Genomic DNA, 13,004 nt, shown 5'->3' with positions numbered 1-13,004 from the left:
AGTTAACGAAGTTTTAGATGCCATTAGTGAAACTATTCAGAACCTTGTTGCCTTGTCAACTGATACCTTGTCAACTTCAATTGTGCAGCCACACCGTCCGCAGATACCTGCGCCATACGGCAAGATGGTTGGTAGTATTGATTTCCTTGCAGATGCGGACACAAGTCTGTATCAGCTTGTCCTTTGCCGTGTCTTTTTCTTGAACTGAAGACCGGATAGCAAAGACATTCAACGTATCTTCGCCGACCTTAAAATCCGGTACGGCTTTTACGACTGAATCCGCATCTGTCAATACCTTATATAATGTTGGGGCATAGTTGCGGAAAGACTCGATGAGTTTTTTCCTTTCCGTATTCGTGGTTTCGTCAAGGACAGATTGCGACCTTCCCGACACTAACTTCTCGTTGGCTTTTCCTGCCGTAAGAAAATATTCGCTGAGGAAACCGTCCCAGTTGGCGAAGAAAACGAGGTTTTCCATCTCTTCCCTCATGCCGATATGGGCATCATACGCAGTGGTGACTTTTCCGTCCTCCTGTCTGCTGGGGTAATAAACCTCCTCGGTGATGTCCACCCTGCGGATGATTTCCGTAAAATTCTTATGTTGAAGTTCCACCTCGTTCTTGCCTTCTTCCCATTCTATTCCGGATGTAGGCGTAAGAAACGAACGCAGGAGAATCTTTTGCCAGTTTTCCTTCACATATCCGGGAGTATCATGTTCGTAGCGGGCAAGGTTTATCAGAAGTTCAGCTTCCTTGGTAGTCAGTCTGGCAAGACGGCCGCCCAATGTTTTCTCACCTTTCTTGTCAAGTTCCCGGCAGAGATTGGTCAATGACAAATCGACAGCAAGGCGTTCCATCAGTTCATAAAGCATGGCTTGCGTGCGCTTTCCGTAACCGCAAGCCTGCAGGATGCCGACAAGCAGGTCAACGGCACGCCCTTTTTCCGTGCCTATAGACAGGCGGTCGCCCTCGGCATTGTGGAGACGGACAACGTGCAGGTCGGAGACATTGGGATAGGTGACGGTCAACCAGCTGCCCGGCACCATGCCTTGCACGCGGAACACCAGTCCCTTTTTGCGGTGGAAGCGGCAGATGTAACCTTCTTGGCCGGCAAACGGACCGTCGACCACGCGCACAATCTCATTCGCCTCGCCCTCTTTCGCGTTGAAGGCATAGTCCGAGTAAGGACGCTCCAGCACTATTACCTTATCAGCGTAATTCTCGTTGTAGTCACGGAAAGCGCGCATTTGCGATTCGGGTATGGTGCAAGCGGTGGCTTTCTCGTCCGGCGTACGCTTGCGGTTGTAGCGGATAAAGGCATCTGAACAGTTGTCACGAAGGAACTCAACCAGTGCGTTTTGGGTGGCAAGCACGAACACATAGCCATCAAAAAGAGGCATCCGTTGCTCACAGTCACCTCTGCGCACGTACACCTTGGTATGGGTAGGACAATAGACTTCCAGTATGTTCCGGATCTTGTCCTTTTCGCGCCCAATGAGTGCACACAACTCCTGTTCATGTCCGGGTTTGGTACGGACAAGGAACCATTGGTAATCTACGTTGTTGAGTTTGTCGGACAACATGATGGATTTACGATTTACAAAGTACTATTTACGGTGGTTAATCCCCTTTACAACACAGCCCAATCGTAAATTGTAAATAATGCCAATCAGGAGTTAAAAAGGAAGTTATAGGTAGTTATCGCCCACTTATCGGGCTGGGAGTTAGATGCCAATACCTTTTGCACAGCTTTCAGAAGCAAAGCTATTGACCTTTAACTCCTGAACGAAGTGATAACTTCTGTGAAACATAACTACGTTTAACTCCTGATTCGCATAAATAACCAAATTGTAAACGAACAAGGCATTCTTTACGTTACCCTCATGACAATCGCATGACGGCTAACCGTTACCTCTCCGAATTTGAATCACTACGCTTTGCAAACTTTTTTAAGAAGTTTTCAGACGTTGTTTACAGCATTCTTTAGGTTTAGCGGCAGCATTCCGGAGTAAAAACTCAGCAACAATGTCCTGCCGTTGTTATGTGACGAGAAGTGCAAAGCGCAATTCGCTTGAATGTTTTTGCCTCCATATCACAAATATTTGATATACAATCAATTAAATATTTTCAAGTTCGCCGCTTTATCATTGTTTTATATTATGAAATGGCAGAATTTTGTAATAGGTTGATAGTCAATAAATAGTAGATAATGTTCTCCGGATTTAGTCGAACAAATGCAGCTTTTGGGGAAATTTAATCACTAATCATGAATTTTTTTTTGACCGTAAAATCCTTAATATTAAATCTTTTCACTATATTTGCAACGTGTTTTGCCGCTTCATAATATACAATAGCAAGTTTTATTGGATAGATTCCGGTCGTTTTATTTGCAAAAAATCTTGACAATCAGTTAACAGGTTCAAGGACATGGAAGGAACTTCGGGGTGAAAGCTGCATTGACATCAGTGGGCTGCCCGAAAAGCAAAGCATCTGCACCAGCCGTGGTTTTCCAGACAGTGGTTTGACGGAGTTGGGAGTGATGGAAGACACTGGCACTTGAAATGCGAATATAAGGCAGCCCAATACACCACAAGCCTTTGTGAAGCTATCAAGGTCAAAGTCTAATTACTATATATACAAGATGCCATTAAACCTAGAAGCTGTTTTGAATTTCTCCAAAAAGTTTTTCTTGGCTTGATGTATCCGTTTTCGTGCGTGCTTTGGGCGATTTTTTGGTCCTTTCCGCTCCTGTTCTTCGTCAGATAGCCCGCTATCTTCCTCATCACAAAAGCGAAAATGCCTCAAAAACTCATCCCAAATCATCGCACGATAAATTCAAAACAGCTTCTAACACTAATTATCCACTGATAGCAATCTTCATCACCCCGTCCAGCTTATTCTCAAAAATGTGATAAGCCTCCTCTATCTGGCGAAGCGGAAAACGATGGGTAATAAGCGGAGTAGTGTCTATCTTGCCTGCTTCTATCAGACCGAGTATCTCGGCGCAGTCACACCCGTCCACACCGCCAGTCTTGAAGGTGAGATTCTTGCCATACATGTCGGGCAAAGGCAACATTTGGGGCTTGTCGTACATCGCCACCACGGTCACGATGGCATTGGGGCGGGCACACTCCCACGCCAGGCGGAACGTATCGTCTGTTCCTGCCACTTCCATCACCACATCGGCACCACCGTGCACACTATGCGCTTTCACAAAGGCAAGGCAATCTTCGGGTTCTGTTACCAGCACTTCGGGGTAATGCCGGCGTACGAAACGGATTCGTTCGGGCGAACGTTCGCACACAATGATGCGCCGCGGACGCTTCAGCATCGTGCAAAGCAAGGTACAAATGCCCGTAGGACCGGCTCCGATGATAAGCACCGTATCCTCCTCTTTCACCTCGGAGATACGCGCCGCCCAAAAGCCGGTAGCAAGTATATCGCCCACAAACAACGCCTGCTCATCGGTCACCGAGTCGGGGATGCGGTTCAGCCCTGTGTCGGCATAAGGCACACGTACATATCCCGTCTGTCCACCATCGATACGGCATCCCAGCGCCCATCCGCCGTGAGGGTCGGTACAATTGTTCACGTACCCGTGGCGGCAAAAGAAGCATTCTCCGCAAAAGGTTTCCACATTGACGGTCACACGGTCGCCCGGCGCAACGTTCTTCACAGCCTCGCCCACGGCTTCCACCACACCCACCATCTCGTGACCTACCGTGATACCCGGCACGGCACGCGGCACGCTTCCGTGTTTGATATGCAGGTCGCTGGTGCAAATGCTGCTCAGCGTGACCCTTACGATGGCATCGCGCGGCCCCTCCAGCCGAGGTTCCGGCTTATCGCGCCATTCGAATCTGCCTTGTTCTACATAAGTATAAGCCAACATAAATTCATTTACTATTTTTCAATTTACAATTTACAAAACTACAGTTTAATGTGCTAAGAAGCTATTTTGAATTTCTCCAAAAAGTTTTTCTTGGCTTGATGTATCCGTTTTCGTGTGTGCTTTGGGCGATTTTGGGTCCTTTTCGCTCCTGTTCTTCGTCAGATAGCCCGCTATCTTCCTCATAGTAAAGACGCAAGATTTTGCGTCTTTACAAAAACTCATCCCAAATCATCGCACGATAAACTCAAAACAGCTTCTAATAAACAAATGCAATGTGCTGATTCATTCTCACATTAGCCATTAAATCTACTCATTTCTTCCCAAATTCCGGGTCTATCTTCAGCAAGGCCGCCACGGCGAAAGTCGCACCGCAGCACGCCATAATCCAGATGAAGAAATGACGATAGCCCAGAAGCTCCTGAAGCCAGCCGGCTGCCATGCCAGGCAACATCATGCCCAGCGCCATAAAGGCGGTACAGATGGCGTAATGGGCGGTGCTGTGGCTCCCACGTGAAAAATAGATGAGGTACATCATGTAGGCGGTGAAGCCGAAGCCGTAGCCCAACTGCTCGATGAAAATGCACACGTTGACCCAAAGTAAGGGCGTTTGGGGAAAATAGCTGAGGTAAACGTACACCAGGTCGGGCAGAGATATCGCCCACACCATCGCCCAAAGCCAACGCTTCAAGCCGTGACGCGCCACGGCGATGCCACCCAGAATGCCGCCCAAAGTCAACCCGATGACGCCCACTGTGCCCTGCGTGAAACCTATCTGCTCGGTGGTCATGCCCAGCCCTCCTTCTGCCATGGGGTCGAGCAGGAACGGAATGCCCATCTTCGCCAATTGCGCTTCGGGGAAGCGGTAGAGCAGCATGAAGAGCAATGCCACGCCGATGCCTTCCTTACGGAAAAACGAGCGGAAAGTGAGAAGGAACTCGCGCCACAGGCTCTGCGTCGAAATGCTTGCTGCCGGACGGTCGGCACTGGGACACGGAAGTACAAAAGCGTGGTAGACGAACACAGCAAGAAACACCCCCGCCAACAGTAAGAACGTAACGCTCCAGGCAAAAGGGATTCCCCTACCCGACTGTTCCAACCAGCCGGCAAACATCAGGAGCAATCCTTGGCCGGCGATGGTGGCAAGGCGGTAGAAGGTGCTCCGGATGCCCACAAACAAAGCTTGCTGGTGCGGCGTAAGCCCCAACATATAGAACCCGTCGGCTGCAATGTCGTGAGTGGCGGAGGCAAACGCCATCAGCCAGAACAGGGCGAGCGTGGACTGAAAGAAATGCGGCGCAGGTATAAGGAAAGCAATACCCGCCAGTGCAGCACCAATAAGCATTTGCATTGCCACTACCCACCAGCGTTTGGTGCGCACCAAGTCTACGAACGGGCTCCACAAAGGCTTGACCACCCACGGCAGGTTGAGCCAACCCGTATAGAGCGCCACCTCGGCATTCGAGATGCCCATCCGCTTATACATCACCAGCGAGAGGGTCATTACCGCTATATAGGGCAGCCCTTCCGCAAAATAGAGCGTAGGCACCCACGCCCACGGAGAATCTTTTTTCAAGTTACGATTTGCCAATTTGCTATTCATGTGAACCAGGAGTTAAACGTAGTTATGTTTCACAGAAGTTATCACTTCGTTCAGGAGTTAAAGGTCGAAAGTCTTACTGAGAATCTGTTTTGAATTTCTCCAAAAAGTTTTTCTGAGGTATTGGCATTCAACTCCCAGCCCACACCAGCGGGGCGATAACTTCTCACTAGTCGTCTCCCTCATCGAAACGGTCCTCACCATCGTCTTCATGACAACACCCGCGATGGTGGCGGTGAGGACGGCGATAACGGTTGTGGTCGTCCCACTCATCATCTCCTTCGTCGAAATGGTCCTCGCCGTCATCCCAAGACTCACCTTCCCAGCGTCCTTCGTCCCACTCGTCATCCCATTCGTCATCGTAAAAGCGGTCGATGATGTTTCCCCGCTCCGACACCACCAGCACGTAGCTTTGGTCATTACGGTCGGCCTGAACGATATAGAACATTCCCCGACGGTTCTCCATCGCCATATTATCGTTATCGTCTATCTCTTCGTACACGAACCCTGTCCGTCTCAATACGCTGATTACCGCACGCGGAAGCCTGCTGCGGCGTACTTCCCACATGGTACGCAACCATTTTCCATCGGCATTGAAAATAACGATCTTTTCCTTTCCGCGATGCGACATTTTCACTTCGATGAATCCGTCATCCCAATCACGGTCTAAAATACGGGCATCCGGATATCTGTTCCGTACAAACGACGTAGGATCACTCTCTGCATACACAAAAAGCGCAAAGCACATTGCCATCATTCCTAAAAATACACGCATTTTCATAAATAGTCTGTTTTTTAATGGTCTACGGCAAATGTACAACACTTTTTCTTATCTGCCAAAAAAACAATTGGCAATTGACAACCGGCAAAGTGCTTTGTGCCTTTTGGGGACTGGAGCATAAAGCAATCATTACCAATCATCAATTGCCAATCAGAAATAATTGTCAATTGTCAATTGCTCAGTTATTTTCCGGACGGAGCTTGCGTACTACCACACCCGTCTGCCACATTTCGCTTTCGCGCAAGGCTTTCAACTCTTCGTTCAGCTTTTCGCGATAGTCGGGCTGAGAGTTGGAGTCGATGGAACGCTGGGCTTCCAATCCGTCGGCTACCGACTTATACAGTTTTTCGAATACCGGCTTGGTAGCATCGTGGAACGGAACCATCCAGTCGAGTGCGCCGCGCTGGGCTGTAGTAGAGCAGTTGGCATACATCCAATCCATACCTTTGGCGGCAAAGAGCGGCATCAGCGACTGGGTAAGCTCTTCTACGGTTTCATTGAAAGCTTCAGAAGGTGTGTGCCCGTGTTCGCGCAAAGTTTCGTACTGAGCCAAAAGCAAGCCCTGGATGGCACCCATCAGCGTACCACGTTCGCCGGTCAGGTCGGAAGTGGCTTCGCGCTGGAAAGTGGTTTCGAACAGGTATCCCGAACCAATACCGATACCCATAGCGATGACACGGTCCCAAGCCTTACCGGTAGCATCCTGATAGATAGCATATGACGAGTTCAGCCCGCGGCCTTCGAGGAACATGGTACGCAAAGAAGTTCCCGAACCTTTCGGTGCCACCATAATCACGTCTACATCTTTCGGGGGAACCACACCTGTACGGTCGTTCCACGTAATGGCGAAACCGTGAGAGAAATACAGTGCCTTACCAGCCGTAAGATGTTTCTCGATAGTCGGCCAGCAAGCTATCTGCGCTGCATCCGAGAGCAATACGGCGATAATCGTCGCACGCTCGCAAGCCTCTTCGATGCCGAAAAGGGTTTCGCCCGGCACCCATCCGTCAGCAACGGCTTTATCGTATGTCTTTCCCGGACGCTGGCCCACGATGACATTGAACCCGTTATCGCGCAAGTTCAACGACTGGCCCGGTCCCTGTACGCCGTAACCGATTACGGCTATGGTTTCGTCTTTCAATACTTCACGTGCTTTTTCCAAAGGAAATTCTTCGCGGGTCTCTACATTTTCGATAACTCCGCCAAAATTCATTTTTGCCATAAAATTACAATCTTTTTACGCAGACCTTACCGGTCCGCAAGTTAATATTTGAGTTTGTTAGTTTTTAAGTTTGTTAGTTTTTAAGTTTTCACCACAAAGGACACAGAGGCACACAGAGTTTTTTAATTATTATGAATATCCGCATTTTGCCCTTACATAGGATGATTGCGGACATTCATTTTAATTCTTAATTATTAATTATTCAAACACCACTTTGCTCCGTATGGCGGTCTCAGTCCCGTTCTTCCGTACCTCGATGTCGTATTCGTTTTCCGACTTCTGTTCCCGATAAAACCCCAGCACATCACCATAATGACTTTCGGCTGCATACGCAACCTCGAAACGGTGCAGCGTTTTTTCACGGTACATTTCCAGCGGAAACAGGTCGAGGATATGCTCGATGTACTTGATGCTGTTCACATGCCCGTTCAGGTCGATGTCGCTGTACCGGGTATGATATTCCGCCACCAGCTGCGCATCGCCTACCTTTACCCTGCCCGCCTTTGCGATGGGACAAGGCTTGTCGGCGCATATATAGCTTGTGATTTCATCGCCATGCAAGAGAAACAAATCGGCAGGCTTACGGGTCTCCATACTAATCATCGCCCATACCGAACGTGCATAACCGATGGGCTTGCCTTCCGCATTGAGTACCGCGAAGTTGCGGTCGGTGAAGAGCCGGTAGACATTTTCCACCCATGTCTCGATACTGAACTTCTCGTATGCCCGGGGCATATCGGTCATTTCTACCGCCAAGCGCGAAAGCACCCACGTATAATGGTTCTCATTCAATACCGCTATCCCAAACCCGCGGTCGGCGGCATGGAATCCGGCACAATTCAATAAATGGTTTCCCAATACTCCCATGGTGAGCCGTCCCGCAAAATCTACATGAAAAGGCTCAGCCACAAATTCGTATCTGCCTACTTTCTCTTTTGCGTCCATAATGTTTACTCTTTTTTCTCTTTCAAATAACGTTCTTCCCGATGCGCCAGGTACTCGTTCACCCGCTCGAAACAACTGGTAGACACAGCTATCCGCCCTGAGCGGACAAACTGGAGCACGCAGTTCAGGTCTTTCAGCTTCTGGTACAAGTCGGTGATTTCGGCACTCATTCCTGTCAGTTCCACGATGCAGAACGTGGGGTTCACCTCCACGATGTGCGCACTGGCACGGCGCACCACCTTCGATGCCTCAGGGTTCGACTGAAACTCGGGTGTAGAAACCTTGTACATCGCCACCTCACGCTGAAAGATTTCCTTTTCAGTGAAATAATGCGCCTGAATGACGTCGATTTTCTTCTCTATCTGACGCACTACCTTCTCCACGATGTCGGGGGTAGTCCAGCACGTTATCGTATATTTATGCACGCCCTTGATGGAAGATGCCGAAACGTTCAGGCTCTCGATATTGATTTGCCGGCGGGTGAACACGGCGGTCACCTGATTGAGCAAACCGGCAAAGTTTTCCGAGTGAACGATAATTGTATATAATGTCTTATTATCCATTTGCGTTTTATTTTTAGGTAACAAGTTGACGAGTTAACGAGTTGACAAGGTTTTAGATACACAAAGCTATTCAGAACCTTGTCTCCTTGTAAACTGGTACCTTGTCAACTGATATTCAACAATCCAGTTCAAGCAGCATATCGTTTACCGAACTTCCCGGAGGAGTCATCGGAAGCACATTGCCTTCTTCTACCACACACACTTCGAGCAGAAAAGGCCCGTCGGTGTCCAGCATCTCGCGGATGGCACCTTCCAGTTCGTCCCGTTCCATCACGCGGCGTCCGGCTATGCCGTAGGCGGCAGCTATCTGCATGTAGTCAGGGTTCATCATCGGCGTAAACGAATAGCGGCGGTTGAAAAACATCGCCTGCCATTGGCGCACATTACCTAAGTAATTATTGTTCAGTAAAATAAGCTTCACCGGTACTTGCTGCTCCATCACGGTACCCAGCTCTTGCATCGTCATCTGCAAGCCTCCGTCGCCCATAAAGGCGCATACCATACGTCCGGGACATCCGAACGTGGCACCAATTGCCGCCGGAAGGCAGAAGCCCATCGTTCCCATACCACCCGAAGTCACGATGCTCCGTTTTTTCCCAAACTTGAAATAGCGGCATGCCATCATCTGGTTCTGGCCTACATCGGTCACCAATATCGCTTCGCGGCAAGTTGCCTCGCTCACGGCATTGACCACCTCGCCCATATTCAGCGGACCGCTTTCGGGATGTACCTCGGGACGGATTACCTGCTCGTACTCTTTCTCATCGTACGGGCGGAAACTTTCTATCCATTCCGTATGCTTGTGGGTCTGTATCAATTCGGTCAGTAAAGCCAACGTACGCTTGCAATTGCCCAGCACGGGCACATCCACCGGCACGTTCTTGCCTATCTCCGAAGGGTCTACATCCAGGTGGATGACCTTCGCCTGACGGGCATATGTTTCCAGCTTACCCGTCACACGGTCGTCGAAACGCATCCCCACGGCTATCAGCACGTCACACTCGTTGGTCTTCACGTTAGGGGCAAGATTGCCGTGCATCCCCAGCATTCCCTTGTTCAGCCGGTGGGCAGAAGGCAATGCCGAAAGCCCCAACAAGGTACATCCGCAGGGGATGTCCGCCTTCTCAGCAAATGCTTTCAGTTCTTCTTGTGCACCTCCCAATTCTACACCCTGCCCTACCAGCAGCAAGGGGCGTTCGGCTTCGTTGATGAGCTTCACCGCCTCTGCCACCATCTTCGGGTCGGTCTCGGGGTCAGGGTCATAACTCCGGATAAAGTCCACATCCACCGGTTCGTATTCCGTCATTTCGGTCTGCGCATTCTTGGCAAAATCGAGCACCACCGGACCGGGACGCCCGCTCCGCGCAAGGTAGAACGCACGCGACACCGCCCATGCCACGTCTTCGGCACGACGTATCTGGTAACTCCATTTCGATATAGGCTGGGTAACACCTACCAGATCCACTTCCTGAAAAGCGTCTGTACCCAATAACGATGCACCCACCTGACCGGCTATCACCACAATGGGCGTACTGTCTATCATCGCATCCGCCACACCGGTAATGGTATTCGTAGCGCCGGGACCGCTCGTCACCAGACATACTCCTACCTCACCCGACACCCGGGCAAAGCCCTGTGCCGCATGTACCGCTCCCTGTTCGTGGCGCACAAGGATATGGTTCAACTTGTCCCGATGGTCGTATAATGCATCAAATACCGGCATAATGGCTCCGCCGGGATAGCCGAAAAGCGTCTTCACCCCTTCGTGCTCCAGCGAACGCATCAATGCCTCCGAGCCTGTTATTCTTTCTTTGTCCATATTCTTCCTTTTATTTATTTTAGGAACTAGGGTTTAGATACTAGTTGACTAAGTTTTGAATAGTCTTACGAATGGTATCCAGAACCTAGTTACCTAGTACCTAAACAATTCAGTCAATCATTCTCACTCCTCCTTTATCCGCCGAGCTTACCATCGCGGCATACGCCCTGAGAGCTTTCGACACCTTGCGGTCGCGCGTAACGGGTGCCATCGGGCGTGCCGCCAATTCCTCATCGCTCAGCCGTACGTTGATGGTACGGTTCGGGATATCTATCTCGATGATGTCGCCGTCTACAATCTTACCGATGTTTCCCCCGGCAGCAGCTTCAGGCGAAATGTGTCCGATGCTCAAACCCGATGTACCGCCGCTAAAGCGTCCGTCGGTAATGAGGGCACACTCTTTGCCCAAGTGTTTCGACTTGATGTACGATGTGGGGTAAAGCATTTCCTGCATTCCCGGTCCTCCTTTGGGGCCTTCGTGGGTGATGACCACCACATCGCCGCTCACCACCTTGCCTCCCAAGATTCCCTCGCAAGCCGCTTCCTGCGAATCGAAGACTTTAGCGGGACCGGAGAATTTCCAGATGCTCTCATCCACTCCAGCCGTCTTCACCACGCATCCGTCCTGCGCAATGTTACCCTTCAATACCGCCAGGCCTCCGTCTTTCGAATAAGCATGTTGCAAATCACGGATACACCCTGCGGCACGGTCGGTGTCCAGCGTATCGTACATTGTGTCCTGTGCGCCCAGCGCGATGCAGAACTTTCCGCCCGGTGCGCTCCGGTAAATGCGCAACGCCTCGGGATCGGGAGCGGGCACACATATATTATATCGGGCAATGGCTTCTGCCAAGGTAGTTCCGTCTACCCGGCGCACCGAAGTGTCCAGCAAGCCCCCCTTCGCCAGCTCGCCCAAAATGTTCAGAATACCACCGGCACGGTTCACGTCCTGTATGTGGTATTTCTGCGTATTGGGAGCCACCTTGCACAGGCAAGGCACGCGTCGCGAAAGCTGATCGATGTCGTCCATACAGAAATCCACTTCCGCCTCGTGGGCAATGGCAAGCAGGTGAAGCACCGTGTTGGTAGAACCGCCCATCGCAATGTCGAGGGTCATGGCGTTGAGGAAAGCCTGGCGTGTGGCGATGCTCCGTGGCAATACACTATCATCCCCATCACGGTAATACTTCCACGCATTCTCCACGATGAGCCGTGCCGCGTCTTCAAACAGGATGCGGCGGTTGGCGTGCGTAGCAAGAACGGTGCCGTTCCCCGGCAGGGCAAGCCCGATTGCCTCGTTCAGGCAATTCATCGAGTTGGCGGTGAACATTCCCGAGCAGCACCCGCATCCGGGGCAGGCATGACGCTCTATTTCCGCCACATCGGCATCGCTCACACTCGTGTCCGCCGACTTAATCATCGCGTCTATCAGGTCGAGATGCATCCCGCCCCACTCGCCAGCCTCCATCGGTCCTCCCGACACGAACACCGTGGGGATATTGAGCCGCATCGCCGCCATCAGCATCCCCGGCGTAATCTTGTCGCAATTGGAGATGCAAATCATCGCATCCGCCTTATGCGCGTTCACCATATACTCGATGCTGTCGGCGATAATGTCGCGCGAAGGCAATGAATACAACATCCCGTCGTGCCCCATCGCTATTCCGTCATCAATGGCAATGGTGTTGAACTCGGCGGCAAAGCACCCCTGCCGTTCGATTTCGGCTTTCACCATCTGCCCGATTTCATGCAGGTGGGTATGTCCCGGCACAAACTGGGTAAACGAGTTGACCACCGCAATAATCGGCTTGCCCATCATTTCTTTCTTCATCCCGTTGGCCACCCACAAGGCGCGGGCTCCCGCCATGCGCCGGCCTTCGGTACTCATTGAACTGCGTAACTGATGTTTCATCTCCATTATGTTTTTTTAGTTCTTTAGTTTTTAAGTTTGTTAGTTTTTAAGTTCTTGAGCTTCCACCCAATCACAATACCAGCTTAACCCAACTGCCAATTATAAAAAAGCCTCTCTCGACCTCAGGGGTGAGAAAGGCTTTTCAACGTATAATCTCGAACAACTACATACACGAACCTTCCTCACCCCCTGGTACCACCACGACGTGAATCAAATGCAGGACTGCCAAGTTAATTCGTATATCAGTTGTCATTGTCATTCGGTTTAATTGGTT

General features: G+C 50.6%; 11 protein-coding genes. All 11 read right to left on the bottom strand.

The window, feature by feature from the left end; genetic code table 11:
* Positions 1 to 76: 76 nt before the first annotated feature.
* A complete protein-coding gene (locus B5F25_RS00710) occupies positions 77 to 1,582 on the bottom strand; it encodes a transcription termination/antitermination NusG family protein (protein WP_087246957.1) in 1,506 nt (501 codons plus the stop codon).
* Between the two features lie 1,045 nt (positions 1,583 to 2,627).
* Complete coding sequence (locus B5F25_RS21435; RefSeq protein WP_162614336.1) at positions 2,628 to 2,822, bottom strand: hypothetical protein; 195 nt, start codon at positions 2,820 to 2,822, stop codon at positions 2,628 to 2,630.
* Positions 2,823 to 2,856: 34 nt separating this feature from the next.
* Positions 2,857 to 3,891: an alcohol dehydrogenase gene (locus tag B5F25_RS00705; RefSeq protein WP_087246955.1), complete on the bottom strand. Its 1,035-nt coding sequence runs from the start codon at positions 3,889 to 3,891 to the stop codon at positions 2,857 to 2,859.
* A gap of 61 nt (positions 3,892 to 3,952) precedes the next feature.
* Positions 3,953 to 4,087, bottom strand: coding sequence for a hypothetical protein (locus tag B5F25_RS22615; RefSeq protein ID WP_255376638.1), 135 nt, complete (start codon positions 4,085 to 4,087; stop codon positions 3,953 to 3,955).
* A gap of 114 nt (positions 4,088 to 4,201) precedes the next feature.
* A complete protein-coding gene (locus B5F25_RS00700) occupies positions 4,202 to 5,491 on the bottom strand; it encodes an MFS transporter (RefSeq protein ID WP_087246953.1) in 1,290 nt (429 codons plus the stop codon).
* Positions 5,492 to 5,657: 166 nt separating this feature from the next.
* The gene (locus B5F25_RS00695) at positions 5,658 to 6,269 is read right to left on the bottom strand and encodes a PepSY-like domain-containing protein (RefSeq protein ID WP_022039653.1); all 612 of its coding nucleotides are present in this window, start codon (positions 6,267 to 6,269) and stop codon (positions 5,658 to 5,660) included.
* 178 nt (positions 6,270 to 6,447) lie between these two features.
* Entirely contained in the window at positions 6,448 to 7,491 is a 1,044-nt protein-coding gene (gene ilvC, locus B5F25_RS00690) for a ketol-acid reductoisomerase (protein ID WP_013616880.1), read from the bottom strand.
* Positions 7,492 to 7,689: 198 nt separating this feature from the next.
* Positions 7,690 to 8,436 (bottom strand): acyl-ACP thioesterase domain-containing protein, encoded by a 747-nt coding sequence (locus B5F25_RS00685; RefSeq protein ID WP_087212770.1) that lies wholly within the window; start codon positions 8,434 to 8,436, stop codon positions 7,690 to 7,692.
* Between the two features lie 5 nt (positions 8,437 to 8,441).
* Positions 8,442 to 8,999 (bottom strand): acetolactate synthase small subunit, encoded by a 558-nt coding sequence (gene ilvN / locus B5F25_RS00680; protein WP_013616882.1) that lies wholly within the window; start codon positions 8,997 to 8,999, stop codon positions 8,442 to 8,444.
* A 115-nt stretch (positions 9,000 to 9,114) separates the two neighbouring features.
* Positions 9,115 to 10,818, bottom strand: coding sequence for a biosynthetic-type acetolactate synthase large subunit (gene ilvB / locus B5F25_RS00675; protein WP_087246951.1), 1,704 nt, complete (start codon positions 10,816 to 10,818; stop codon positions 9,115 to 9,117).
* Positions 10,819 to 10,927: 109 nt separating this feature from the next.
* Positions 10,928 to 12,730 (bottom strand): dihydroxy-acid dehydratase, encoded by a 1,803-nt coding sequence (ilvD, locus tag B5F25_RS00670; protein WP_087247094.1) that lies wholly within the window; start codon positions 12,728 to 12,730, stop codon positions 10,928 to 10,930.
* Positions 12,731 to 13,004 lie beyond the last annotated feature (274 nt).

Source organism: Bacteroides sp. An19, assembly GCF_002160215.1.
In the GTDB taxonomy this organism is placed as follows: domain Bacteria; phylum Bacteroidota; class Bacteroidia; order Bacteroidales; family Bacteroidaceae; genus Phocaeicola; species Phocaeicola intestinalis.
The sequence above is the reverse complement of the archived record's forward strand: the minus strand, read 5'-3'. Positions and strand labels throughout refer to the sequence as shown.